General features: G+C 66.0%; 29 protein-coding genes and 1 tRNA gene. 19 read left to right on the top strand and 11 right to left on the bottom strand.

The genetic code is table 11. The features are described from left to right. The coding region (locus tag VF631_RS02280; RefSeq protein ID WP_431848711.1) for a DNA-formamidopyrimidine glycosylase family protein at window positions 1-141 on the bottom strand (141 nt) is incomplete at its 3' end. Between the two features lie 61 nt (window positions 142-202). Between VF631_RS02280 and VF631_RS02285 the strand changes: the two genes are divergently transcribed. The 11 genes from VF631_RS02285 to VF631_RS02335 all read left to right on the top strand — a co-directional run bounded on the left by VF631_RS02285 (window position 203) and on the right by VF631_RS02335 (window position 7,886). Further along, window positions 203-931 carry a class I SAM-dependent methyltransferase gene (locus tag VF631_RS02285; protein ID WP_431848647.1) on the top strand — a complete coding sequence of 243 codons (729 nt, stop codon included), beginning with the start codon at window positions 203-205 and terminating at the stop codon, window positions 929-931. Continuing rightward, window positions 928-2,457 carry a 2-polyprenylphenol 6-hydroxylase gene (gene ubiB / locus VF631_RS02290; RefSeq protein ID WP_431848648.1) on the top strand — a complete coding sequence of 510 codons (1,530 nt, stop codon included), beginning with the start codon at window positions 928-930 and terminating at the stop codon, window positions 2,455-2,457. Before VF631_RS02285 ends, ubiB begins: the two co-directional genes overlap by 4 nt. Before the next feature lie 31 nt (window positions 2,458-2,488). Continuing rightward, the gene (locus tag VF631_RS02295; RefSeq protein ID WP_431848649.1) at window positions 2,489-2,734 is read left to right on the top strand and encodes a type II toxin-antitoxin system CcdA family antitoxin; all 246 of its coding nucleotides are present in this window, start codon (window positions 2,489-2,491) and stop codon (window positions 2,732-2,734) included. Continuing rightward, a complete protein-coding gene (locus tag VF631_RS02300; protein WP_431848650.1) occupies window positions 2,734-3,030 on the top strand; it encodes a CcdB family protein in 297 nt (98 codons plus the stop codon). Before VF631_RS02295 ends, VF631_RS02300 begins: the two co-directional genes overlap by 1 nt. Before the next feature lie 4 nt (window positions 3,031-3,034). Next, window positions 3,035-4,255, top strand: coding sequence for a bifunctional phosphopantothenoylcysteine decarboxylase/phosphopantothenate--cysteine ligase CoaBC (coaBC, locus tag VF631_RS02305; RefSeq protein WP_431848651.1), 1,221 nt, complete (start codon window positions 3,035-3,037; stop codon window positions 4,253-4,255). After that, complete coding sequence (locus tag VF631_RS02310; protein ID WP_431848652.1) at window positions 4,236-4,709, top strand: DoxX family protein; 474 nt, start codon at window positions 4,236-4,238, stop codon at window positions 4,707-4,709. Before coaBC ends, VF631_RS02310 begins: the two co-directional genes overlap by 20 nt. After that, complete coding sequence (gene dut, locus VF631_RS02315) at window positions 4,672-5,109, top strand: dUTP diphosphatase (RefSeq protein WP_431848653.1); 438 nt, start codon at window positions 4,672-4,674, stop codon at window positions 5,107-5,109. Before VF631_RS02310 ends, dut begins: the two co-directional genes overlap by 38 nt. Continuing rightward, on the top strand, window positions 5,106-5,858 hold the full coding sequence (locus VF631_RS02320; protein WP_431848654.1) for a HesA/MoeB/ThiF family protein: 753 nt from the start codon (window positions 5,106-5,108) through the stop codon (window positions 5,856-5,858). The genes dut and VF631_RS02320 overlap by 4 nt, the downstream gene beginning before the upstream one ends. Continuing rightward, window positions 5,846-6,199, top strand: coding sequence for a hypothetical protein (locus VF631_RS02325; RefSeq protein WP_431848655.1), 354 nt, complete (start codon window positions 5,846-5,848; stop codon window positions 6,197-6,199). Before VF631_RS02320 ends, VF631_RS02325 begins: the two co-directional genes overlap by 13 nt. Window positions 6,200-6,330: 131 nt before the next feature. After that, a complete protein-coding gene (locus VF631_RS02330) occupies window positions 6,331-6,504 on the top strand; it encodes a hypothetical protein (RefSeq protein WP_431848656.1) in 174 nt (57 codons plus the stop codon). A 158-nt stretch (window positions 6,505-6,662) separates the two neighbouring features. Further along, window positions 6,663-7,886 (top strand): erythromycin esterase family protein, encoded by a 1,224-nt coding sequence (locus tag VF631_RS02335; protein ID WP_431848657.1) that lies wholly within the window; start codon window positions 6,663-6,665, stop codon window positions 7,884-7,886. Between the two features lie 30 nt (window positions 7,887-7,916). Here VF631_RS02335 and clpX read toward each other — a convergent pair whose 3' ends face one another. Both clpX and VF631_RS02345 read right to left on the bottom strand, forming a co-directional pair. After that, entirely contained in the window at window positions 7,917-9,170 is a 1,254-nt protein-coding gene (gene clpX / locus VF631_RS02340) for an ATP-dependent Clp protease ATP-binding subunit ClpX (protein ID WP_431848658.1), read from the bottom strand. A 95-nt stretch (window positions 9,171-9,265) separates the two neighbouring features. Then, complete coding sequence (locus VF631_RS02345; protein ID WP_431848659.1) at window positions 9,266-9,904, bottom strand: ATP-dependent Clp protease proteolytic subunit; 639 nt, start codon at window positions 9,902-9,904, stop codon at window positions 9,266-9,268. Between the two features lie 190 nt (window positions 9,905-10,094). On the opposite strand from VF631_RS02345, the gene VF631_RS02350 reads away from it, so the two are divergent. The 5 genes from VF631_RS02350 to VF631_RS02370 all read left to right on the top strand — a co-directional run bounded on the left by VF631_RS02350 (window position 10,095) and on the right by VF631_RS02370 (window position 13,663). Next, window positions 10,095-10,640 (top strand): D-Ala-D-Ala carboxypeptidase family metallohydrolase, encoded by a 546-nt coding sequence (locus VF631_RS02350; RefSeq protein ID WP_431848660.1) that lies wholly within the window; start codon window positions 10,095-10,097, stop codon window positions 10,638-10,640. A 111-nt stretch (window positions 10,641-10,751) separates the two neighbouring features. Then, window positions 10,752-11,348, top strand: a complete 597-nt coding sequence (locus tag VF631_RS02355; RefSeq protein ID WP_431848661.1) for a sigma-70 family RNA polymerase sigma factor — start codon at window positions 10,752-10,754, stop codon at window positions 11,346-11,348. Further along, window positions 11,345-12,061 carry an anti-sigma factor gene (locus VF631_RS02360; protein ID WP_431848662.1) on the top strand — a complete coding sequence of 239 codons (717 nt, stop codon included), beginning with the start codon at window positions 11,345-11,347 and terminating at the stop codon, window positions 12,059-12,061. The genes VF631_RS02355 and VF631_RS02360 overlap by 4 nt, the downstream gene beginning before the upstream one ends. Before the next feature lie 84 nt (window positions 12,062-12,145). After that, a complete protein-coding gene (locus VF631_RS02365) occupies window positions 12,146-12,703 on the top strand; it encodes a fasciclin domain-containing protein (protein ID WP_431848663.1) in 558 nt (185 codons plus the stop codon). Window positions 12,704-12,994: 291 nt separating this feature from the next. Then, entirely contained in the window at window positions 12,995-13,663 is a 669-nt protein-coding gene (locus VF631_RS02370; protein ID WP_431848664.1) for a Crp/Fnr family transcriptional regulator, read from the top strand. On the opposite strand, the gene VF631_RS02375 is transcribed toward VF631_RS02370, so the two are convergent. The 6 genes from VF631_RS02375 to VF631_RS02400 form a co-directional block, all read right to left on the bottom strand. Further along, window positions 13,633-14,568, bottom strand: coding sequence for a glycosyltransferase family 2 protein (locus tag VF631_RS02375; protein ID WP_431848712.1), 936 nt, complete (start codon window positions 14,566-14,568; stop codon window positions 13,633-13,635). The genes VF631_RS02370 and VF631_RS02375 overlap by 31 nt on opposite strands. A gap of 179 nt (window positions 14,569-14,747) precedes the next feature. Then, complete coding sequence (gene tig / locus VF631_RS02380; RefSeq protein ID WP_431848665.1) at window positions 14,748-16,376, bottom strand: trigger factor; 1,629 nt, start codon at window positions 16,374-16,376, stop codon at window positions 14,748-14,750. 62 nt (window positions 16,377-16,438) lie between these two features. Continuing rightward, a tRNA-Leu gene (locus VF631_RS02385) sits at window positions 16,439-16,523 on the bottom strand. A 201-nt stretch (window positions 16,524-16,724) separates the two neighbouring features. Further along, window positions 16,725-17,495 (bottom strand): TylF/MycF/NovP-related O-methyltransferase, encoded by a 771-nt coding sequence (locus VF631_RS02390; protein WP_431848666.1) that lies wholly within the window; start codon window positions 17,493-17,495, stop codon window positions 16,725-16,727. A gap of 156 nt (window positions 17,496-17,651) precedes the next feature. Continuing rightward, window positions 17,652-18,593 (bottom strand): retroviral-like aspartic protease family protein, encoded by a 942-nt coding sequence (locus VF631_RS02395; RefSeq protein WP_431848667.1) that lies wholly within the window; start codon window positions 18,591-18,593, stop codon window positions 17,652-17,654. A 381-nt stretch (window positions 18,594-18,974) separates the two neighbouring features. Next, window positions 18,975-19,103, bottom strand: a complete 129-nt coding sequence (locus tag VF631_RS02400) for a hypothetical protein (protein WP_431848668.1) — start codon at window positions 19,101-19,103, stop codon at window positions 18,975-18,977. 98 nt (window positions 19,104-19,201) lie between these two features. Here VF631_RS02400 and VF631_RS02405 point away from each other — a divergent pair, with 98 nt between their 5' ends. Then, window positions 19,202-20,146, top strand: a complete 945-nt coding sequence (locus VF631_RS02405; protein ID WP_431848669.1) for an aldo/keto reductase family protein — start codon at window positions 19,202-19,204, stop codon at window positions 20,144-20,146. Window positions 20,147-20,462: 316 nt separating this feature from the next. After that, a complete protein-coding gene (locus tag VF631_RS02410; protein ID WP_431848670.1) occupies window positions 20,463-20,774 on the top strand; it encodes a hypothetical protein in 312 nt (103 codons plus the stop codon). A 7-nt stretch (window positions 20,775-20,781) separates the two neighbouring features. Here VF631_RS02410 and VF631_RS02415 read toward each other — a convergent pair whose 3' ends face one another. Next, a complete protein-coding gene (locus VF631_RS02415) occupies window positions 20,782-21,810 on the bottom strand; it encodes a hypothetical protein (protein WP_431848671.1) in 1,029 nt (342 codons plus the stop codon). A 372-nt stretch (window positions 21,811-22,182) separates the two neighbouring features. Here VF631_RS02415 and VF631_RS02420 point away from each other — a divergent pair, with 372 nt between their 5' ends. Further along, window positions 22,183-22,407, top strand: coding sequence for a hypothetical protein (locus tag VF631_RS02420; protein WP_431848672.1), 225 nt, complete (start codon window positions 22,183-22,185; stop codon window positions 22,405-22,407). 63 nt (window positions 22,408-22,470) lie between these two features. On the opposite strand, the gene VF631_RS02425 is transcribed toward VF631_RS02420, so the two are convergent. Next, the gene (locus tag VF631_RS02425; RefSeq protein WP_431848673.1) at window positions 22,471-23,079 is read right to left on the bottom strand and encodes a hypothetical protein; all 609 of its coding nucleotides are present in this window, start codon (window positions 23,077-23,079) and stop codon (window positions 22,471-22,473) included. Window position 23,080: the final 1 nt, after the last annotated feature.

The following is a 23,080-nucleotide window of genomic DNA, read 5'->3' on the forward strand; positions in this document are numbered from 1 at the left end:
TCCGGTCAGCCGCTGGCGCAGATCGTGCGGGAAAGGGCGGCGCAGGTCGGCGCGGCGCGCCTCGATCGAGGCGATGCGCCGGTCCTGGAGCACGGGCCGCAGCCCCCGCACCGTGGTCTCGACCTCCGGGAGTTCAGGCAAGGATCGGAACCGGCAGATCGGGCGTGCACATTTGCGCCCTCCCCTGCTAGAGCCCGCCGCGATGGACAAGGTTTCTTTCGGCAACGAGGAGGTCGCGCCCGAGGAGAAGACGCGGCGGGTGGGCGGCGTGTTCAGCCGGGTGGCGTCCCGCTACGACCTGATGAACGACCTGATGTCGGGCGGCATGCACCGACTATGGAAGGACCAGTTCGTACGGCGGGTGAAGCCCAGGCGCGGCGAGGCGATCCTCGACATGGCGGGGGGCACAGGCGACATCGCCTTCCGAATGGCCCGCTCCGGCGCGCAGGTCACGGTGGCCGACATCAACGCGGAGATGCTGGGGGTCGGCGTCGAGCGCGCGCGGGCGGGGGGTATAGAAGGCCTGGTCTGGGCCGAGGAGAATGCCGAGCAGCTGACCTTCCCGGACCAGACGTTCGACGTCTACACGATCGCATTCGGGATTAGAAACGTCACGCATCTCGATCGCGCGCTGGCTGAAGCGCATCGCGTGCTCCGCATCGGGGGCCGCTTCTTCTGCCTCGAATTCTCGACCACCACCTGGCCCGGCTTTCGCCAGCTCTACGACGTTTATTCGGACCGCGTCGTGCCGCGGATGGGACAGGCCGTCGCAGGCGACGAGGCGAGCTATCGCTATCTGGTGGAATCGATCCGGCGGTTTCCGGCAATGCACGAATTCAAGTTGATGATCGAACGGGCGGGCTTCGCGCAGGTCCGGGTCGAGCCGATCCTGGGCGGGGCGGTCGCGATCCATAGCGGCTGGAAGATTTGACCGCAGCCGCCGTCCACCTCTGGCGCCTGTGGAAATGGGGTCGGGTGCTGGCGCGGCACGGCGCCCTGCGCGGCATCGAGCGCGACGCGAACACGCCCGCGCCGGTGCGGCGGCTGGCTCGCATCCTCCGGTTCGGCACGCGCGGTCCGAGCAGGCCCGCCTACGCCGCCGCCTTCCAGCGGATCGGGCCGGCGGCGATCAAGCTGGGCCAGGCGTTGGCGACCCGGCCGGACCTGGTCGGCGAGGAAGCGGCGCGCGACTTGTCCCGCCTACAGGACGCGCTCCCGCCGGCTCCCTTCGATCAGATCCGAGCCGCGGTCGAGCAGGCGCTTGGAGGTCCCCTGGAGAGCTTCTACGCACAGTTCGATCCGGAACCGGTCGGCGCGGCTTCGATCGCGCAGGTGCACCACGCGGTGACCACCGAGGGCCGGCAGGTCGCCGTCAAGGTGCTCCGGCCGCACATCGAGGAGGATTTCGCGCGCGCCATCGAAACCTACGAATGGGCGGCGGCGCGAGTAGAAAGCATGGGCGGCGAGGCAGCGCGGCTCCGGCCGCGGCTCGTGATCGCAACGTTTCGGCAATGGACGATGCGCGAGCTCAACCTGCGTCACGAAGCCGCCTCAGCATCCGAACTGCGCGAGGGCATGGTCGCCGAAACCGGCTTCTACGTGCCCGAAATCGACTGGAGCCGAACGGCGCGCCGGGTGCTGACGCTGGAATGGATCGAGGGCGTCAAGCTCACCGACCGCGACGCCCTGCTTGCGGCCGGTCATGACATGCCCGCGCTCGCCGGGATTCTGGTCCGCGCGTTTCTCCGCCAGGCGATCGTGGACGGCTTCTTTCATGCCGACCTTCACCAGGGCAATCTGTTCGCGCTCCCGGACGGGAGGCTGGCGGCTGTCGATTTCGGCATCATGGGCCGCATCGACCGCCAAGCGCGGTTGTGGCTAGCCGAGATCCTCTACGGCCTGATCACCGGCGATTACCGGCGCGTCGCCGAGATCCACTTCGAGGCGCAATATGTGCCGGGCCATCACAATGTCGCCGAATTCGCGACCGCCCTGCGCGCCGTCGGCGAGCCGATCCGGGGCCTGCCGGTGAAAGACATTTCGGTCGGGCAGATGCTGGACGGGCTATTCACCATCACTCGCGACTTCGAGATGCCGACGCAGCCGCATCTGCTGCTGCTCCAGAAGACGATGGTAATGGAGGAAGGCGTCGCCACCGCGCTCGATCCCGACATCAACATGTGGGAAACGGCCGAACCCTTCCTGCGCGAGTGGCTGAGGAGCGAGCTCGGGCCCGAGACGCGGCTGGCGGACGAGCTGATCCGGAATTGGCGTGCCTTGCGCAGCCTCCCCGACCTGATCCGCCGCATCGACTATTATTATCCACCCCCCGGCGGCGCCCCGCCCGCCCCACCGCTGCCGGAGGTGGTGATGATACGGCCTCGCAGAACGGGCGGTTACGTCCTGATCGCGTTACTCGGCGCCTTGGCCGGGTTCGCGGGCGCGCAGTTGGTTTGACCTGAACTGCGCATGCGCATATATTATGCGCATGGCAGACAGGGATTCAAAACCTACGCTCCGACGCGCCACCAACGTCTCCTTGCGCGCTGACCTCACGGAAGAAGCCCGCGGGCTCGACATCAACATCAGTCAGGCTTGCGAAGCCGGCTTGGCGGCCGAGGTGAAGAAAGCGCGCGAAGCGAAGTGGATCGAGGAGAATTGGGAAGCGATCCAATCTTCCAACGCTTATGTCGAGAAGCACGGCCTTCCGCTGGCGCGTTACCGCCAGTTTTGATGGCACGCTTTGACGTATATCTGAGCCGCGACGGCGATTACTTGCTCGACTGTCAGGCGGATGTGCTGAGCAATCTGAACACCCGCTTCTGCATACCCCTGCAGCCGCTGGGGGTGGCACCGGTTGCGGGGCGGCGTCTCAATCCCGAGTTCGACGTCGACGGTACGGCCCTCCGCATGGTGACCCAGTTCGCCGCGTCCGTGCCGGTTCGGGAGCTTGGTTCACGCATAGCCAATCTGAAAGACCATCATTCGGCGATCATGAATGCCATCGACATGCTCACGACCGGCTACTGACAGGATGCGGGACAAGCGCATCCTGCTGATCATCGGCGGCGGGATCGCTGCGTATAAGAGCTGCGAGCTCATCCGGCTGCTGCGCAAGGGCGGCGCGTCGGTCACCTGCGTGCTGACGGAGGGCGGCGCGCAGTTCGTGACCCCGATGACGCTGGCAGCGCTTTCGGAGAATCAGGTTCATACCAGCCTTTGGGATCTCAAGAACGAAGTCGAGATGGGACATATCCAGCTCAGCCGCCAGGCCGACCTGGTCGTGGTCTGCCCGGCGACGGCGGACCTGCTGGCGCGGATGGCTGCCGGCATTGCGGACGATCTCGCCACCACCCTCCTGCTCGCGACCGACAAGCCGGTGCTGGTCGCGCCGGCGATGAACGTGCGCATGTGGCAGCATCCGGCCACCGTCCGCAACGTCGCCCGGCTGCGGCAGGACGGGCTGGCTGTGATCGAGCCCGACGAGGGTGAGATGGCCTGCGGCGAATATGGCCCTGGCCGCCTGCCGGAGCCTGACGTCATTCTTCAGGCGATCTCCAGATACTGGTCCGCGCAGGCTGACGCTCCGAATGGCAACCTGCAGGGCAAGCATATCCTCGTGACGGCAGGCCCGACGCACGAGCCGATCGACCCGGTCCGCGTGCTGGCGAACCGCTCGTCGGGCAAGCAGGGTTTCGCCATCGCGGGCGCGCTGGCCGCGCTTGGCGCGCGCGTCACCCTGGTCGCGGGTCCGGTGGCCCTCCCCACTCCTCCCGGCGTGGATCGGATCGATGTCGAGACCGCGCTCGAGATGCAGGCGCGCATCGGCTCAGCGCTGCCGGCAGACGCGGCGGTGATGGTCGCTGCCGTTGCCGACTGGCGTGCCGAGCCCGCGCCGGCGAAGATCAAGAAGAGCGCCGGGAGGCCGCCGGCGATCCGATTGGTCGAAAATCCGGACCTGCTTGCAGAACTGGCCTTGTCGCCCACGCGACCTCGGCTCCTGATCGGTTTCGCGGCCGAGACGGAGGACGTGCTGGCGAACGCCCGGGGCAAGCTTGCGCGAAAGGGATGCGACTGGATCGTGGCCAATGACGTGTCGGGTAACGTCATGGGCGGCGAGGCGAACCAGGTCCATCTCGTGACTGCGACGGGTGTGGAGAGCTGGGACCTGCTCTCCAAGACGGAGGTGGCCCGTCGTCTGGCGGATCGGATCGCCGCGCAGCTGGGGGATGAGCATGCGGAGCAGAGTCACTGACCTTCTTCTGCTTACGCCGCTGGCACAGCTCGGCGACCTTGGCCTATTTCTGCTCCGCTGCGTGACCGGCGCGTTCCTCATCTACCAAAGCCACGACAATATCATCAGCGCGGCGCGAATGGACGAGTTCGTCAAGTTCCTCGTCCAGTTCAACTTCTGGGCACCCGAACTGATGGCGCCGCTGTCGGTGTGGTGGCAGTTCATCGCCGGGATCGGCTTCATCATCGGCCTGCTCACCCGCTGGCTCGGCCTGATCACAGCCTTCAACTTCATTGTGGCGGTCTGGATGGTGCACTGGTCGCAGGATTTCGCCGGCTGGTGGCCGGCCCTGATCCTGGCCTTCCTCGGCCTGTTGTTTGCAACCCTTGGGCCGGGCCGCTACGCGCTCGACTCATGGATCGCAAAGCGGGCGCGTCATGATCGAGATCGCACTGAAACGGCTCCCGCATGGTGAGGGTCTCCCGCTCCCCGCCTACGCCAGCGACGGCGCCGCCGGCCTCGACGTCGTCGCCGCCGAAAGCCTGACGCTCGCCCCCGGCGCGCGCCACGCCGTCGCTACCGGCTTCGCGATCGCCATTCCGAGCGGCTACGAAGTCCAGGTCCGCCCGCGGTCCGGCTTGGCGCTCAAGCACGGCATTACCTGCCTCAACACGCCCGGCACGATCGACAACGACTATCGCGGCGAGGTGAAGGTGATCCTGGCCAATCTTGGCGACCGTCCGTTCGAGGTGGTCCGCGGCGAGCGCATCGCGCAGTTCGTCCCGGCACCGGTGCTCAAGGCGCGCTTCTCCGAGACAGACGCTTTGGCTGACACGTACCGCGGCTCGGGAGGCTTCGGCTCGACCGGACAGTGAGCCTGACCGACGATCAGCTCGACCGCTATGCCCGCCAGATCGTCCTGAAGGAGATTGGCGGCGAGGGACAGCGCAAGCTCCTCGCAGCACAGGTCGTCCTGATCGGCGCGGGCGGGATCGGGTCGCCCGCTATCCAGTATCTCGCTGCGGCTGGAATCGGCCAGCTGACGATTATCGACGATGATGTAGTCGAGCTCTCCAATCTGCAGCGGCAGGTGCTCTTTGGGACCGCCGACGTCGGTCTTCCCAAGACGCGCCTGGCCAAGCGGGCGGTCGGGGCGCTCAACCCGGATGTCGCGGTAGACTTCTCGCGCCGCCGGATCGACGCCTCCAACGCGCACCGACTGCTGGAGGACGCCAACGTGGTAATCGACGGCACCGACAGTTTCGACACCCGGCTCGTCGTCGCGGACGCGGCGCTGGCGCTTCGCATTCCCCTGGTTTCGGCCGCCGTCAACGAGTTTGAGGGCCAGCTTGGCGTCTATCGCGGCTGGGAGGTGGACAAGCCCTGTTACCGCTGCTTCGTCGGTAGCGACCCCCAGCGTCCGGGGCGAAGCTGCGCGGATCTCGGCGTGCTGGGTGCGGCAGCGGGTGTAATGGGAAGCCTGGCTGCGCTGGAGGCGATCCGCCTCGTCACAGGCTTTGGCGAGGAAAGCGCCGGCAAGCTGCTCCTGATGGACGCGCTCACCATGCGCTTTCGTACCATAGCCTTGCCCAAGGACCCGGGCTGCCCCGCATGCGCGGCCTGACCGTCCTCGTCGCGGCGGCCGATCCCGCCCGTTTCCACGCGGCCTTGTCGCTCGCCGCCGCGCAGGCGGCGCTCGGCGGACGAGCACGCATCTATCTGCATGGCGAGTCAGTCGGGCTGCTCGGCCCAGCGGCGGAGGACGCCCGCTATGCCGGCGCAGGCATGCCCGGGATCGCCGAGCTTCGCACCGAGGTCGCCGCCCTCGGGGTCTCCATCATCGCGTGCCAGTCCGGCTTCGTTCTCGCCGGCCTCAGCCATGGCGATGTCGCACCCGACGTGGAAGCCGGAGGCCTGATCGGCTTGCTGAGCGACCTCGGCGAGGACCGTCTGGTGGTGGTCTGACGAGCGGCAATAACCCAAATCAGGCATCTTTTCGGGATCGTGACGACCCGCGCCGCGTTTTTACAGGCACCTAATCCGCCGGGGCATCTCGCCCGTAGAAGCGGTCACGAGACGGAGAAAGTGGACGCACGATGTCGGGTGATGAGGTTGCTTATTACCAGCGCCGGGCGGAGGACGAGATCGAGCTCGCCCAGCGCGCATCCCATAGCAGGGCCGTCCAGGCGCATTACCACCTGGCCTCCGCGTATCTGGACCGAATCCATGGCGAGGCCCCGATCTCCGCACCCAACTTCCTGACGGCGTAGCCCAGCTGCGGCGGCGCTTCATGACGAGGTCGCGCAGCATGTTCCGAACCCTCGCAACGATCTGCCTGTCCGCCCTTTGGGGCATGAGCGCGTGCGCGTCGCCGGCCCCATCCGCTAACCAAACCGCCAGCGCCTCTGCTGGTGCCTGGGCGCGAACCGTGGTCCCGCTTTCCGGCCAGGCCAACGATCATGACGGCGTCGTGCGCGCGGCCGCCGGGTCCCGCTTCGTCCTGCTCGGCGAGAACACCCACGGCACGCGCGAATATTATGTGGAGCGTGGGCGGATTTCCGAACGGCTGATCCGCGAAGCCGGTTTCGGCGCGGTGGCGATCGAGGGCGACTGGTCGGCGACCTACCGGGTGAACCAGTATGTCCGCGGGCTCGGCTCCGACAGGAGCGCCGAGCAGGCGCTGTCGGGCTACCAGGGCTTTCCGCGCTGGATGTGGCGCAACGCCGAGTTCCGCGATTTCATCGACCGGCTGCGCACCTGGAACCTCGGGCAGCCCGCCGAGCGCCGCGCCGGCGTGTACGGGATGGACGTTTACGACGTCTTTGACGCAGCCGACGCGGTGATCGGCTATCTGGGCAGCGTCGATCCGCGCGCCGCCGCCACTGCCCGGCGGCAATATGCCTGCTTCGCACCCTATCGCCGGTCCACTCACGCTTATGGCGAAGCCGCGAGGCGGGCAAGCCGATCGTGCGAGGAGGAAGTTCAGGCGGTGATCGGCCTGGTCGAGGGACTTCCGACACCCACCGGTCCGGTACAGCGCGAACGCCACTTCGCCGCCCGACGCAGCGCCGCCTCGGTGGCGGGCGGCGAGGCTTACTTCCGGACGGTCTATGCCGGCTCGCTCGCCTGGAACGTGCGCGACCAGCACATGGCGCGCAATGTCGAGGAGATTGCCAACCATGTCGGCGCGCTGTCGGGCCGCCCTGGCAAGGTGGTGGTGTGGAGCCACAATACGCATTCGGGGGATGCGCGGGCGACCTTCGCCGCCGACCGCGGCGAGCTCAACCTTGGACAGCTGATGCGGCAGCGTTATCGGGACGCCGCCTTTCTGGTCGGCTTCTTCACCTACACAGGCACAGTCATGGCCGCGCCCGAATGGGATGCCCCAGGCCGCGTCTACCAACTGCGTCCGGCACTGCCCGAAAGCTATTCAGGGCTGTTCCACAGGGCCGGGGTGTCGAACTTCTCAATGATGCTGCGCGGCAATGCGAGCGCCGCCGAGTTCGGCCGGGATCGCCTCGAGCGAGCCGTGGGCGTCATCTACCTCCCGCAAAGCGAACGCCAGAGCCACTATTTCGATGCGCGGCTGACCGAGCAGTTCGACTCGATCATCTATTTCGACCGCACCAACGCGGTCTCTCCGCTCCGGTAGGCCTCCGGCCCCCCCAGCTCAGGCTCAAGCTCAGGCGGCGTCTTCGGCCTTGGCGTAGACGCGCACGGGCTCCTTGCGGCCGCCGACCACATCGTCGTCGATCATCACCTCGTCGACCCCGTCCATGCCGGGCAGATCGAACATCGTGTCGAGCAGGATGTTCTCCATGATCGAGCGCAGGCCGCGGGCGCCGGTCTTGCGCTCGATCGCCTTCTTGGCGATCGCCACCATCGCGTCGTCGGTGAAGCTGAGCTTCACGTCCTCCATGTCGAACAGCTTGGCATATTGCTTCGAAAGGGCGTTCTTCGGCTCGCGCAGGATCTTGACCAGCGCCTCGACGTCCAGATCTTCCAGCGTCGCGATGACCGGAAGGCGGCCGACGAATTCGGGGATGAGCCCGAACTTGAGCAGATCCTCCGGCTCGGTCTGCCGCAGCACTTCGCCCGTGCGGCGCTCGTCGGGCGCAGCGACGTAAGCGCCGAAGCCGATCGACTTGCCCTGCAGGCGATCGCCGATGATCTTCTCAAGGCCAGCGAACGCGCCGCCGCAGATGAACAGGATGTTGGTGGTGTCGACCTGCAGGAATTCCTGCTGCGGATGCTTGCGGCCGCCCTGCGGCGGCACGGAGGCGGTGGTGCCCTCCATCAGCTTCAAGAGCGCCTGCTGGACCCCCTCACCCGAGACGTCGCGGGTGATCGAGGGATTGTCCGACTTGCGGCTGATCTTATCGATCTCGTCGATATAGACGATGCCGCGCTGCGCCCGCTCGACATTATAGTCCGAGGCCTGGAGCAGCTTCAGGATGATGTTCTCGACATCCTCGCCGACATAGCCGGCTTCGGTGAGCGTCGTCGCGTCCGCCATGGTGAACGGCACGTCAAGGATGCGGGCCAGCGTCTGGGCGAGCAAGGTCTTGCCGCAGCCGGTAGGCCCGACCAGCAGGATGTTGGACTTGGCGAGCTCGACATCCGCGCCCTTCGCGCCATGCGCGAGCCGCTTGTAGTGATTGTGCACCGCGACGGAGAGCACGCGCTTGGCGTGCATCTGCCCAATCACATAATCGTCCAGCACCTTGCAGATTTCGGACGGGGTCGGAACGCCGTCACGCGTCTTGACGAGGGCGGACTTGGTTTCTTCGCGGATGATGTCGTTGCACAGTTCGACGCACTCATCGCAGATGAACACGGTCGGGCCGGCGATCAGCTTGCGCACTTCGTGCTGCGATTTGCCGCAGAACGAGCAATAGAGCGTGCTTTTCGAATCGCCGCCTTGCAACTTCGCCATTCTTCAATCCCTTAGGGGCACCGGGCCCGCGACAACACCATCCTGACCGCACTTTGACACGATCACAATGGCCTAAACGTTAACCGACGTGAATGTCACGCGGCCTTGGCGGTCTCGTCCTCGCCCACTGCCGGCCGCTTGTCGAACACCTCGTCGACGATCCCGAAGGTCTGCGCTTCGCTCGCCGACAGGAACTTGTCGCGGTCCATCGCGCGCTCGATCGTTTCCAGCGTCTGGCCGGTATAGTGGGCGTAAAGCTCGTTCATCCGATGCCGGATGCGCAGGATCTCCTTGGCCTGGATCTCGATGTCCGAAGCCATGCCCTGCGCGCCGCCCGACGGCTGGTGGATCATGATGCGGGCATTGGTGAGCGCGACCCGCATGCCCGGCTCGCCGGCCGCGAGCAGGAAGCTGCCCATCGACGCTGCCTGCCCGATGCAGACCGTCCCGACCCGCGGCCGGATGTAGTTCATCGTGTCATGGATCGCCATTCCCGCCGTGACGACGCCGCCCGGCGAGTTGATGTACATGAACACGTCCTTCTTCGGATTCTCCGATTCGAGGTACAGCAGCTGCGCCGTGATCAGGGTCGCCATGTGGTCCTCGACCTGCCCCGTCACGAACACGATCCGCTCGCGGAGCAGCCGCGAATAGATGTCGAAGCTGCGTTCCCCGCGGTTCGACTGCTCGATCACGATCGGAACGAGGCCGGAGACGATATCCTGATGGTCCATGATGTCGGGAGATCCTGTAAATGGGTTCCGCCAACATCGGAGGATCGCAGCCAAGGTTCAAGCCCTGTCCTGAGCACTGTCGCAGGGCTCGAACGGCGCGCCGAGAGCGGCGGGCGACGCAACTGGGGGCTTGCATCTCAGCCATCAGGAGCGCAGGTCATCGGCAGAAGACTTGGGGGCAAGTGACGCCATGATCGGGGTGGGTTCGATCTTCGCAATGTTGATGCTGGGCGCGACGCCCGCGCTGCCGGGAACGGGCGGCGCGGAGGTCAGGATCAAGCTGCGCGGCAAGGCGGAAGCTCCAGGCGCAATGCAGGGCGCCGTCTCGCTCGCCGCGAAATGGGGCGCGGTCACCAGCGTCTATCGCAGCCCCTCGCACAATCGAGCGGTCGGCGGGGCGCCCAACAGCTGGCACCTTCAAGGCCGCGCGATCGACATCGCGCGACGCCCCGGCGTCGCCCATGCTCAGCTCGACGCCGCTTTCCGCCGCGCCGGCTACGTCCTCATCGAATCGCTCGACGAGGGCGATCACAGCCATTTCGCGTTCGGCCTCCCCGGCAGCGCCCCGCGGCCGAGCCTCTCGCCGCTGCTGCGCATGGCGGCCGCCGCGCCCCCGCCGGCCTGCCCGGTCACCGACCCCGCCGTCCTCGGCCGCCGCCGCCCGGGCGCGGAGGATGTCTGTCTGAATGAGGCCGCATCGGAAGCCAAGTACAAGCCGATCGCGCTAGCGCCCTGAGGGGTTTTGTGACTCAGCTCAGGAACAGTGCGTCGGCTCCCACGCTCGCGGTTGGGCTTGCTTTACCGGGGCGCCGTTTCGGTCAATAGGAGCGCCCCGAGAGAGACGCGCTTGAACGAATTCACCCACAGGCCTGAAGCACCAACGCCCTCGGACAAGACCGGACAGGCTCGCGCGCGGCTTGTGGAGGGCTTGCAGCGCGTGGCGGCCGGGGACCGGGCTGCGCTGCGCGACGTTTATTCCGCGACGTCCGCGAAGCTGTTCGGCGTTTGCCTCCGTATCTTGCCCGACAGGCAGGAAGCGGAGGATGCGTTGCAGGAGGCTTATCTTACCGTGTGGCGCAATGCGGACCGCTTCGATGCCGAGCGGGCGAGCCCGATCACCTGGCTGGTGGCGCTGACCCGCAACAAGGCGCTTGATCGGCTGCGCGGGCGCAAGGCGCTGCCGCTCGAGCCGATCGACCTGGCGAACGAGGTGCCGGATACAGCCGACGCCGCCGACTTTGCGATGGAGCGGGATCAGGAAGGCGCACGGCTCGGCGTCTGCCTCGGCAGGCTCGATAGCCAGGACAATGTCCTGATCCGCGCCGCATTCTTCGAGGGTTCGAGCTATTCCGAGCTCGCCACGCGCGCTTCGCAGCCGCTCGGCACGATTAAGAGCCGCATCCGCCGCGCACTACTCAAGCTTCGGGAGTGCCTGTCGCAATGACTGAGCCCGACGACGACGTCCTCGCCGCCGAATATGTGCTTGGGCTGCTCGAAGGTTCGGAACGCTCGACAGCCGAGGCGCGGGCGACGGCCGATCCGGCCTTTGCCGAACAGGTGGAGGCCTGGAGCGTGCGGCTCGCCCCGATGCTGACCGGCTCTCCCGTGGAACCGCCGGCCGCCGTCTGGCACGCGATCGCGGCCAAGCTGGCGGCGAATGATGATGAGGGGACGGACCGCACCTCAGCCGCGATCCGGCGATGGCGGATGGCCACCATCGGAGCCTCCGCCGTGGCCGCTTCGCTTGCGTTGGTGCTGGTCACTCGCCCGGGGCCTGCACCGCAAGCCCCTCCGGTCGCCATCGCACCGCCGCAGCAGGCACAGGCCGTGCTGGTGGCCTCGCTCGGGGACGAGAAATCCGCCTCCGCGGTTACGATCGCGGTCGAGGGAACGGGCGAACGGCTGCTGGTGACGCCCGTGCGGCTTGCCGCTGGAGGCCGCGCGGCCGAGCTGTGGATCATCCCCGGCGACGGCACGCCCCGTTCACTTGGCGTCATCGGCGCGGAGTTGCCAAGCCGCGTTGGTGTGCCCGAGAGTCACCGCGCACACATTCACAGCGGCGCCACCTTTGCGATCAGCCTGGAGCCGGCCGGCGGCTCTCCTACCGGCGCGCCGACCGGGCCGATCGCGGCGTCGGGAAAAATAAACCGCGTATGACGCATCCGCTTGCGGATCGCTCCCGTATCTTCGGGGCACCCCGGCTTTGAAGGGGTGAGCCAACGAGAAGGGATGGACCCGAACATGCGACAAATGAACCTGCGCGCTGCGCTCGCCGCCGCCGCTGCGATCACTCTGGCCGCGACGGCGCCGGCACTCGCCAAGAACCCGATGGTCGGCGGCGCCGCGATGTACCCGAACCGCAACATCGTTCAGAATGCGGTCAATTCGAAGGATCACACCACCCTTGTCGCCGCAGTTCAGGCTGCCGGCCTGGCCGAGACCTTGTCGGGGAAAGGCCCCTTCACCGTGTTCGCGCCGACCAACGCCGCTTTCGGCAAGCTCCCCGCCGGCACCGTCGACTCATTGGTCAAGCCCGAGAACAAGGGCACGCTGACCAGCATCCTCACTTATCACGTCGTGCCGGGCCGGATGACCTCGGGCGCGATCGCCGGCAAGATCCGCGCCGGCAAGGGCAAGGCGACGTTCAAGACCGTGCAGGGCGCCACGCTGACCGGACGCATGCAAGGCAGGACGCTAGTCCTGACCGATGCCAAGGGTGGCACTTCGCGCGTCACCATCGCGGACGTGATGCAATCGAACGGCGTCATCCATGTGGTCGACACGGTGCTGATGCCCTGACTTCCGGCAGCCCGCCCGTCTCTCCCGGAGGCGGGCGGGCTGCATGGTGCTAGCGAGGTGATCCGATGCAAGGCTTTCTGAAGCGCGCCTTTCCCGACTGGCTGCTGATCATCGTCGGCAGCAAGATCGCGACCAGTTTTTTCCTGCTGAGCATGGGATTTGGGTGAGCCTCTAAGGGGGTCCCGGAATTACCAGAGGGTCCAGCCGGTCACGTCCGCGACTTGCGGCAACCTGCTGCTTCGCTCGCTCGGCCCACAGGCGTTCGATTGGCTGCGGCCGCATCTCCAACCGGTGCCGCTCAACCAGGGCCACGTCATCGTCGGACAGGGCGAGCCAATCACGTTCGTCTGCTTCCCGGAGGCCGGAGTCACGTCCGTCGCCGACGTGCTGCCCGACGGCAGCCGCGTGGAGGTGGCGCTGGTCGGCCGCGACGGGATGACCAATTCGCAATTGCTGCTCGGCTGCGAGCAGGCGTCGCATGAGGCCCTCGTCCAGATTGGCGGCGGCCGCTCGCTGCGCGTCGAGGCCGATGTCTTCGGGGAGTTCTGCGCGCGGCACCCGTCCGCCAATCGGCTCTTCCTGCGCTTCATCCACGCCTTGTCGATCCAGACCGCCCGGACGCTTGCTTCCAATCTTCGCGACCCTGCCGCCAAGCGCCTCTCGCGCTGGCTGCTGATGTGCCACGACCGGATCGATGGAGATGAAATCCAGCTGCTGCACGAACATATCGGCAGGATGCTGGGCGTGCGCCGGGCGACCGTGACGGACACCTTGCATGTGCTGGAAGGGCACGGCGCGCTGAGGAGCAAGCGCGGCCGGATCACCGTTCGCGATCGCCCGCTCCTGGAGGAACTAGCCGGAGCGTCCTACGGGTTTGCCGAGACGCATTATTGCAGGCTGATCGCGCCGTTCGGCAAGGCGCATCCGGCTCAAGCCGCCTTATTTCCCACTGCCGGATAGCTCAGATAAGCGAGCCTGCGCACCTCGCGGCGGCCGCGGACTACGGTGTCGAGGATCAAGCCGCACATGAAGCTCATGAAGGCCAGGATGATAAGGCCGGTCGCCAGGATCGCCGTCGGCAGGCGGGGCACGAGGCCGGTCTGCGCGAAGGTGATGGCGAGCGGGATCGAGAGCACCAGCGCGACCATGGCAAGCATCAAGCCGAAGCTGCCGTAGAACAGGACCGGCCGCTCGATCCGGTAGAGGTGAAGGATCGTCTTCATGATCCGCCAGCCGTCGCGGTAGGTGGAAAGCTTGGACTCCGATCCCTCGGGGCGCGCGCCATAGGCGGTGACGACCTCGCCGACCGGCATGGCGAGCTCGAGCGCGTGGACGCTGATCTCTGTCTCCGTCTCAAAGCCGCGCGATAAAGCCGGGAAAGACTTGGCGAAACGGCGTGAGAAGACACGGTAGCCGGAAAAGATGTCGCTGAAGGTGCGGCCGAACAGGCGCGACAGCAGGCCGGTGAACAGCCGATTGCCGAGCACGTGGCCGGCGCGATAGGCCTCCTCCACTTCCGATTTGCGAGCGCCGACCACCATGTCGAGCTGCTCCTCGACGAGGCGGCGGACCAGTTCGGGCGCGGCGGAGGCGTCGTAGGTCGCATCGCCGTCGGCCATCACATAGACGTCGGCCTCGACGTCGGCGAACATGCGGCGCACGACATTGCCCTTGCCCTGCATCCGCTCGGTCCGGACGATTGCGCCGGCCGCGGCGGCGATCTCGCGGGTGCGGTCGTGGCTATTATTGTCGTAGACGTAGATCTCCGCCTCGGGCAGCGCCGCGCGAAAGCCCGCGACCGTCTGCGCGATCGCGGCTTCCTCGTTGTAGCAGGGCAGGAGCACGGCGATGCGGTAGGCAGACATGTCGACCGCTCCCTTGTCCCAAGCCGTTCCCGGCTGAGCCTTGACGAACCCCTTGGGCGCGACGGGCGCCAGCCCCGAAACCGTGCCGCCGCCCGTCTTGATCCCCCTCCCGCTCACGTCCGCCATTCTCCCTCGAGGCCTTGGTTCGCACCCAGGCTTAAGGAAGAAGGGTTAACAGATTAACCCTGCTTCTTGGTGCGGCTCTTCTTGGGCGCGGCGGGTTCGGGGGGAGCTTCGGCGGCAGGCTCCGCGGCCGCTTTCTTGGCCCGCGGCTTCTTGGCCGGCGCGGCCTCCTCAGCGACGGAAGTCTGCACGTCGGCCCCCTCGACTGCGCTCGGCACAGGCTTCTTGCCCCTACCCTTCTTCGGGGCGGGAGCAGCCTCGTCGGCAGCGGGAGCCGGCGCGGCCGCCTCGACCAGCTCGGCCACGTCATGATCGTGATCATGGTCGTGGTTGCAATTGGGCCCGTGGACGTGAACGCCCTCTTCGCTTTCGATCTCCGCCTGGAGCTGCTCGCGGCTGACCGTCCGGTCCGTCACCTCCGCGCTGGCGAACAGGAAGTCGACGACCTTGTCCTCGAACAAAGGCGCGCGAAGCTGGGCGGCGGCCATGGCGTCGCCGCGGACATATTGCACGAACTTGTCGCGGTCGGCCGGGCGATATTGCTGGGCTGCTTGCGCGATCAGCTGGTTCATCTCCTGGCTGGAGACATCGATGCCGTTGGCCTGCCCGATCTCCGACAGGAGCAGGCCGAGGCGCACCCGCCGCTCGGCAATGCTGCGATAATCCTCGCGATCGGTTGCCATCTCGGCGCGCGCGGCTTCCGGATCGGCCTCGTGCGTCGCCTCATGCTCCAGCTGCTGCCAGATCTGGTTGAACTCGGCCTCGACCATCGAGGGTGGGACCGGGAAGTCGTGCGACGCCGCGAGCTGATCGAGCAGCTTGCGCTTCATGTGCGTGCGGGTGAGGCCCTGATGCTCCTGCTCGATCTGGCCGCGCAGCAGGCCACGCAGCTGATCGATGCCTTCGAGGCCGAGCGACTGGGCGAAGCTGTCGTCCAGCTGCGCCTCGCGTGGCTTTTGGACCTCGTTGATCGTCACCTCGAAAGTGGCCGGGCGGCCCTTCAGATATTCGACATTGTAGTCGGCCGGGAAAGTGACGTTGAGCGTCCGCTGTTCGTTGGCGCGCGCGCCGACCAGCTGGTCCTCGAAACCAGGGATCAGCCGGCCCGACCCGAGCTCGATCGACATGCCCTCGCCCTTGCCGCCTTCGAACGCTTCGCCGTCGACCTTGCCCTCATAGTCCATGATGATGAGGTCGCCCATCTGCGCCGGGTAATCGGACGGAGCCGGATCGAAGCTCTTCTGCCCCTGGGCGAGCTGCGCGAGGCGTTCCTCGATTTCGGCGTCGGTGACATCCGCCGCCAGCCGCTCGAGCTTCAGCCCCTGGATCTGCGGGGTCGGGATTTCCGGCAGCGTCTCGAGTTCGACTGTGACGACCGTATCCTGGCCCTGGCCGCTTTCCTTGAGCTCGACGGCGGGCTGCGTCGCGGGCCGAAGCCGCTGCTCGGTCAGCAGCTTCTGAACGCCCTCCTGAACCGCGGTCTCCACCGCCTGCTGCTGGAGCGCGGGGCCATGCATCTTACGCACGAGATTGGCGGGCACCTTGCCGGGACGGAAGCCGGGCATCCGCATGCGCGGCGCCATCTTCTTGAGCTCGCCATCGACCCGGGCATCGACATCGGCGGCGGGAATGGTGATCCGGTAGGCGCGCCTCAGGCCCTCGTTCAACGTCTCAACTGTTTGCATGTCCTGGCCCTGCATGTTCGTGAATAGTCGGGAACGGCGCTTCGCGGGCAGAGCGGCGAAGCTGGTGCGGGCGAAGGGACTCGAACCCCCACATCTTGCGATACTGGAACCTAAATCCAGCGCGTCTACCAGTTCCGCCACGCCCGCAAAAAGGCCGCCGGTCGGGTGGCGCGTATAGCAGGGTGCGCGGCGGGAGCAAGCGTGGATGGGTGAGGAGGCTGAGTCGGCCGCTGGTCCGCCCTGCGCCCACGGTGGGCGTTCGCGTCCCCAACTGAACTCATCGACAGCGGTGCTCGCCGACCATTAGCCGAATGATCGCCCACGACCCGTTGCGAACCTTTCCCGTCCTCATGACCGCCGGGGGGTGCCGTAACTCTGCTGCTTGACCCAATATGCGTTCCCCCCAAGTTCGAAGATGTCGTCGCGGATGCCTTGGCGGGAACGATAGTCGAGGACGGCCATCCTGCATCCGGGAAGATGCCAGTCGTCGATGATGACGATCCCGCCCTGCGAGACCAACGGGTAGAGATATTCGAGCGAGGTCTCGACGGAGTCGTAGGAGTCGGAATCGAGGCGGATCACGGCGAACCTTTCCCGCGAAAGGCTCTTCAGCGAGTCCGAAAAGAAACCGGGGACGAACACGACCTTGTGATCCAGCAGGCCGAATCTGGCGATGTTCTGCCGCACTTCCTCGATTGGCGCCACCCAGCGGTCGCTCCAATTGTCGACCGGGTCGTTCACCGCGCGGACGTTCTTGGGTATGCCGGCAAACGAATCCGCTGCGAAGACCTTCCGGCCGTTGAGGCCATAGGCGAAGATTAGCGCCCGCATCAGAATGATGGCGCCGCCCCGCCAGATGCCAGCCTCCATGAAGTCGCCGGGCACCTTCCTCTGCTCCACCGCGACGACCGCCTGCTCGATGAGATCGAGCTGGATCTTGTTCAGCAAGGTGATCGGCTTGGCCAGTGGGTCGATCTTCCAGCGCGCCTGCTCCAGATCGTAATGCGTGACGCAGCGGAAGTCCTCGAACGATCCGTCTCCGCCCAGATAGTGATAGTTGGTAATCGACCGCTTTATCAGATCCAGATATGCGTCGCGATGCACGGACTGCGCTGTCATGTATGCCGGCTCGTTCGAGGTGAGAGGTCGCGGAACCGCTAGCGAGCGCCCAGCGCCAGAGTCCAGCCTCGAACGCGAGGTCCGTGAACTTTCCCAGGCTCCCATGCCCGGCACCAGCGGCAGCGACGGGGCGTCCGAAACCTTCCGCCACTTTGGCTATCGTCCGCAGACCTCGGCGGCGCCCGTCGAGGACAGCCGGGTCGAGGAGGCACCCCACGTGCTGATCGCAATCGTCTCCGTTCGGCAGCGCCGCAGCTGAAAGCGCACCTTGCGCGCCCGAAAATCGAGCGACACCCGGCGGAACGCCTCCAGCAGGTCGGTGCCGAGAAGCAAAGCGGGCTGGTCGGAAAGGCCGAACACCTTGAACGGCGGCACATCTGCGAACGCCATCGGCACATTGCGCAGGGTGACTGGACCGAGCCGAAGCTCGGGGATGGTCGCGAGTTCAAGATTGATGGTCTTCCCCGTGACTCCTGTCGCTGAAATCGTCGTGAGCTTGTCGCGCCTGCGGCGGACAAGCTGGTCGCGAAGGGCGAGATTGCCGATCGTGACCTGCGACCCGGTATCGATGACGGCGTCGAGCAACAGGCCGGCGGCTTTGACCTGCGTCAGGATCAATTGCCCGCGCCTCAACCGCGCGACCACCACGATCTCGCCGGGATATCTCTTAGCCCGCTTGGTCGCGTCCTCGATTTTGATCGTCCGCTTTTCGAAATCCATCATCACGCGCTGGCGGACCAGTGCGTCGATCCCGATCATCCCCGCGCCGCCGACATCCTGTTCGCGCAGGGCGGGGAGTTCCAGATCCCTGATCGTGCTTGGGCCAAGGCTCAATTCGTCAACCTTGACCCGGTCGACGATATTGCGGTCGGTCATATTGTTCAGAACCACCGGCCGGCCGAGCGGAAGTTGCAGGTCGCGCGCGATCCGCAGTCCGACAACGGAGGTGTCGGCGCCGCTGTCGACGATGAACTGATAGGGACCGCGGCCATTCACCTTTACCGGGACGGTCAGCCTCGTTTCGACTTTGCGGGCGTCGATCTCGTCACCACCGATCGCGAGGCTGTTGTCGATCTCCGCAGACCGGAGCGGCGGCATGGTGGACGTCGAGGGCGGAGCCGGCCTGTGCCTGGCAATCCGGGGCGCTTGCGCGGCTGCTGCCGCACTGAGGGCGACAGTCCACCATGCCAGGGTCAGTGCCAAAACCAGCCCGTGCCGGAAGATGAACAAAGGGTGCCCGCCGCTCGCCCTGCTTTCCATGCTGCTTTCGTCGAACCGTCGTTGCGTCCGACAGGCGAATGTGCGCTTCACGACGTTGGCGGAAATTGACGCGGTCTCACGCCTCAACATTGTGCCACTAGTCTCACCAGGGCAATCTCTGGATCGCTGCGGCGGTGAACAAGTTCTGTGCCTCTTGACGTCTCTGCCGTCTGCGACGGCAAGGTCACAGACTGACCTACCAGCGACCTGCACGCCGCTTCAGATGGGCGGGCCGGGTAGTTCTGCCGAATTACTAAGCACCAGCACCGTCACCGCGAGCACGGTGACGCCGAATACGATCCACACCGTATCGCCGGCCGAGCCAGACAGCCAAAGATCATCCCGCATCTTGGCCGTGTTCTGGCCATTCAGATAGATGCTTGGGGAACGATGCAGAGGCTCGGGCTTTGGCTTGGGCGACAGCGGCCGGCGCGGGGGAGTGAATCATGCAATATCGCCAGCTTGGATCGAGCGACCTTCAAGTCTCGGAGATCTCGCTCGGTTCCTGGCTGACCTATGGCGTCGGCGTCGACCGGGACCAGGCCGTGGCTTGCGTCGACAAGGCCTTCGATCTCGGCATCAACTTCGTCGACACGGCCAACGTCTACGGGCGCGGGGCGGCGGAAAGCTTTCTGGGCGACGTCCTGCCTTCGCGGCCGCGCGACAGCTATGTGCTGGCCACCAAATTATTCTTTCCGATGAACGACACGGACCGGGGCTTGTCGCGAGCGCAGGTCGAGAAGCAACTCGACGCGTCGCTGAAGCGGCTGCGGACCGACATGATCGATCTCTACCAATGCCATCGCTACGACGAGCATACTCCGCTCGAGGAGACGACGGAGGCGCTGACCCGGGCAGTGCAGTCGGGCAAGGTGCGCTACATCGGCTTTTCCGAATGGCCGGCCGACAAGATCCGGGCGGCGATCGACATGGTGGGCGTCGAGAAGTTCGTCTCCAGCCAGCCGCAATATTCGCTGCTGTGGCGCGAGCCCGAGGATGAGGTGATCCCGCTGTGCGCCGCCAACGGCATCGGCCAGATCGTCTGGTCGCCGCTCGCGCAAGGCGTGCTGACCGGCAAGTACCGGCCCGGCGCCCCTCCCCCGTCCGGCACGCGCGCCACCAGCGAGGAGATGGGCGGCTTCATCTCGCGGCTGATGGCGCCGGACATCCTTGAAGCTGTGCAGCGGCTCGAGCCGGTCGCCGCCGAGGCCGGGCTCAGCCTCGCCCAGTTCGCGCTCGCCTGGGTGTTGCGCGAGCCGAACGTGTCGAGCGCCATCGTTGGCGCCTCGCGGCCGGAGCAGTTGGAGGGCAATGCGGCGGCGAGCGGAGCGAAGGTTGACCCGGCGCTGTTCGCGCGGGCGGAGGAGATCGTGGCGGCGGCACGGCGGTGAGGAAGGTTCGGCGAGTGCCAATCGTTCGTGTCGCTGCAGCGGGGCTGTGACGGGGCTAAGACAGCTCTTTGCGAGGCAACTGCAGCCGTCTTGAGGGGCCGTTTTCGCCTACGGCTGGCGTGACCGCTTCTTTTCGGCTTTAGTTTATCAGTACCAGGAGGTTCGCATGATCCAGATCGCTCGCCTTGTTGGTGCTTGCCGCTCAGTCGGGAAGCGAGTCGAACGGTGATTTCGGAGCCGGGGACGGCGTTCGCCAGGGAGGCGTGTCGGCATCGGGCGAAGAGTAGACGGCGGCGGGGCGCACGGCCAGCGCGCCATGCTGCCGAGGGCCCGGCTGAGCCGCGCCGAGCAGAAGGCGATCAAGAGGCTGCGGGACGCTTCGGCTGCCAAAGACTATCCGGCCGCGGCGGTCGCGCTTCAAAGCGCCAAGCAAGCGGTGAAGTTCAAGGAAGGCCGCTACCTAGTCAGCGTGCTTCAGCTGCAACTCGGCACGGAGACCGGGAACACCGCGTTGCGAATGGAGGCGATCGACGCAGCGCTCGGCACGGGTCTCGCGCCGAAAGCGGCGAGCGCGGATCTTTCCGCGCTTCGCGCGCGCTTGGCGACGGTGCCTGCACCCACGAAATGATCGGGCCTCAGCGGCAGGCCATCACTATTCTGTTGCGCCGCAGGTAGCTGAGTTCGCTGCACCGCTCCATCGTGTCTTGGCCAACGACCAGAAGATAACGCGCCTGATGCGCCGAGCGGGCGGTCACGAGCAGGTCTTCCCCAATCGGCTCGTCGAGCGGAAGAGCGTGGCCGCCACGATGATCGGCGATCCGAACGAGCAGTCGATCGATTGACAGCGACTCCACGTCAAGCGCCGCGTCGAATCTGAGCGGGCGAACCGGACGGGCGACACCCAGGCCCACCGAATGCATCCGTCTGTCGCCCGCCCAACTGCCGCCCAGATGATCGGAGATCACCGCGGCTGCAGCTGCCGTGGCGGTCGTCGCCGGCTCCAGCACCGACCATTTTACGCTCACTCGCTGGCCAGCGATCCGGTGCTGGTAGGTGAGGCCCGTTAGCGGCGAATAGTCGAGCGCGAAGGAGAGCAGCCGTTCGTCAGGTGACGGCTGGCGAAATTTGAACCGCACTGTGTCGAAGGGCAAGGCGGCCGGGCTGATGATGCCGTCCGCGTTCCTTATCACGTCGCGGGCGAACCAACTGAACACCTTCTGATCGCTTCCGCCCGCAATCGCAGTGCGGGCAAGCGCGAAATTGCCGCGCATCTGCACCGGCCCAAGCTGTGTCTGCGCTCCGACCGGAGGCGAAGTCCTGTTGGGTTCCGGCGTGTTGACCGGAACGTCGACACCGCCAATGCTCCCCGATTGCAATCCCTCGTGTCCAGCCTCCAGGCCCAATGCCTGGGCCAGCTTCTTGTCGAGTCTGCGCGGACGCAGCTTGGCGCGCTCGGCAGCACCGGGATTGAGCAGAATCACGCCTGTCGCGCTCGGATCGACGCGCAACCGGAGGGGGATTCGATTTACCTCAATCGTAATCTCGAAACCTTGCTCCGCGCCGAGCACCAGTTCCCGGCTTGGTCCGATGGCTTGTGCCGTCACAAGCGAGGGCCAGGCCAGGAGCGTTGCGCCGACCAGGCCGATGCAGTTCACGCGTACCACCGTTCTCGCCCCCGTTCACATCGGTAGCAGCTTAGCACAGTCTCAGTTGGACGCCATGATCGCACAAGCGAGCCGCCCAAGCGGTTAATCAGCGAGGTCCTCATCATTGCGCGGCTAAAGATGCCGGTGCGATACGGAGGTGCGCTCCACCTCAAGAACCACACTTCACTGCGACTTTCGCTTCCCACCCGTAGCGGACTTTCGCTGCGCCGCTGACTCGGCGACTCTCCCGGTTGTACGCTGCTACGACCGGAGCGAAGCGTGGCAGGCTGCCTGGCGATCACGAACTTGCGCCTCCCTCCATGGCGACAATTTGGCGGGAAAATAATTCGTCCGGTTGCGCCGCCGCAGGCTTTCTGGTGAAGCCGCACCATGAGATGGAACAAGCGTCCGAAGGTCGAGCGACCTGAATACCCCAAGCTGATTCCGGTCGCCGGGACGGTGGAGGAAGCGAAGAAACTGCTGTCCCTGATCCAGGATCACGACCCGGACGCCGCGATCCTCGATGGCGGAGAACGTGGCTCTTTCCTCAAGGTCCACAACGAAGCCGCAGAAGCAGCGGCCACCGCAGAGAAACGAAACTTCCCCTTGGCTTGAGCTGAACGCCCGAACTCGCCCTGTCAGCGTGCGACGCGCCGCTAGGGGCAGTGATGGGGTGGATCAGCTCCGCAGCTGGGCGCTGGAGACGATGCGCTCGAACTCGGGAATGCCCGCATCGAAATAATGCATCCGGGCGGCGTCGAACAGCGCGAGATAGAAGCGGCCGTTGATGATCGCGCCGACCGCCCTGCCCCGCCGCTCGAGTTCGTTGCCGCCGAGGTAACGATAGTCGAACTGGAAGCCGGGCTGCCCCAGGAACTGGCGCGGCGCAAGATTGTCCATGTCGAAGGTGCTGGCGCCGGCGCGGATGCGATAGAAGCTCTCGATCATCGCCGCGATTTCGGGCGGAGACATGTCGGCCCGGAAATCCGGCACTTTGCGATCGGCCTTGCGGCGCTGGACGACGATGCGCTTGCCGTTCTCGACACCGCCGATGAAGCTCAAGCTGTCGAGCAGCGGGCCGTTCAGCGTCCAGTTCTCCTCGCGGCTGATGTCGTAGACGCTGCGTGGGACGCGATTCCAACGCATGCCGGGAACGACCGTCATCGAGCTCGCCGCGACCACGCGGGGTTTTGGCTCGACCAGGGAGTAGTAGCCCAAGCCGCCGCCCCCGCCCGCGCACGCCGAGAGCGCTGACAGGGCGAGCACGGGCGCGAGTAACCTCTTCATC

This window comes from Allosphingosinicella sp., assembly GCF_036387615.1.
Taxonomy (GTDB): Bacteria; Pseudomonadota; Alphaproteobacteria; order Sphingomonadales; family Sphingomonadaceae; genus Allosphingosinicella.

Coding starts and splice junctions, on each gene's coding strand:
- VF631_RS02285 (WP_431848647.1), top strand. CDS start 203: ATGGACAAGGTTTCTTTCGGCAACGAGGAGGTCGCGCCCGAGGAGAAG.
- VF631_RS02295 (WP_431848649.1), top strand. CDS start 2,489: ATGGCAGACAGGGATTCAAAACCTACGCTCCGACGCGCCACCAACGTC.
- VF631_RS02300 (WP_431848650.1), top strand. CDS start 2,734: ATGGCACGCTTTGACGTATATCTGAGCCGCGACGGCGATTACTTGCTC.
- coaBC (WP_431848651.1), top strand. CDS start 3,035: ATGCGGGACAAGCGCATCCTGCTGATCATCGGCGGCGGGATCGCTGCG.
- VF631_RS02310 (WP_431848652.1), top strand. CDS start 4,236: ATGCGGAGCAGAGTCACTGACCTTCTTCTGCTTACGCCGCTGGCACAG.
- dut (WP_431848653.1), top strand. CDS start 4,672: ATGATCGAGATCGCACTGAAACGGCTCCCGCATGGTGAGGGTCTCCCG.
- VF631_RS02325 (WP_431848655.1), top strand. CDS start 5,846: ATGCGCGGCCTGACCGTCCTCGTCGCGGCGGCCGATCCCGCCCGTTTC.
- VF631_RS02330 (WP_431848656.1), top strand. CDS start 6,331: ATGTCGGGTGATGAGGTTGCTTATTACCAGCGCCGGGCGGAGGACGAG.
- clpX (WP_431848658.1), bottom strand. CDS start 9,170: ATGGCGAAGTTGCAAGGCGGCGATTCGAAAAGCACGCTCTATTGCTCG.
- VF631_RS02345 (WP_431848659.1), bottom strand. CDS start 9,904: ATGGACCATCAGGATATCGTCTCCGGCCTCGTTCCGATCGTGATCGAG.
- VF631_RS02350 (WP_431848660.1), top strand. CDS start 10,095: ATGATCGGGGTGGGTTCGATCTTCGCAATGTTGATGCTGGGCGCGACG.
- VF631_RS02360 (WP_431848662.1), top strand. CDS start 11,345: ATGACTGAGCCCGACGACGACGTCCTCGCCGCCGAATATGTGCTTGGG.
- VF631_RS02365 (WP_431848663.1), top strand. CDS start 12,146: ATGCGACAAATGAACCTGCGCGCTGCGCTCGCCGCCGCCGCTGCGATC.
- VF631_RS02375 (WP_431848712.1), bottom strand. CDS start 14,568: ATGTCTGCCTACCGCATCGCCGTGCTCCTGCCCTGCTACAACGAGGAA.
- tig (WP_431848665.1), bottom strand. CDS start 16,376: ATGCAAACAGTTGAGACGTTGAACGAGGGCCTGAGGCGCGCCTACCGG.
- VF631_RS02390 (WP_431848666.1), bottom strand. CDS start 17,495: ATGACAGCGCAGTCCGTGCATCGCGACGCATATCTGGATCTGATAAAG.
- VF631_RS02395 (WP_431848667.1), bottom strand. CDS start 18,593: ATGCCGCCGCTCCGGTCTGCGGAGATCGACAACAGCCTCGCGATCGGT.
- VF631_RS02400 (WP_431848668.1), bottom strand. CDS start 19,103: ATGCGGGATGATCTTTGGCTGTCTGGCTCGGCCGGCGATACGGTGTGG.
- VF631_RS02405 (WP_431848669.1), top strand. CDS start 19,202: ATGCAATATCGCCAGCTTGGATCGAGCGACCTTCAAGTCTCGGAGATC.
- VF631_RS02410 (WP_431848670.1), top strand. CDS start 20,463: ATGCTGCCGAGGGCCCGGCTGAGCCGCGCCGAGCAGAAGGCGATCAAG.
- VF631_RS02420 (WP_431848672.1), top strand. CDS start 22,183: ATGAGATGGAACAAGCGTCCGAAGGTCGAGCGACCTGAATACCCCAAG.
- VF631_RS02425 (WP_431848673.1), bottom strand. CDS start 23,079: ATGAAGAGGTTACTCGCGCCCGTGCTCGCCCTGTCAGCGCTCTCGGCG.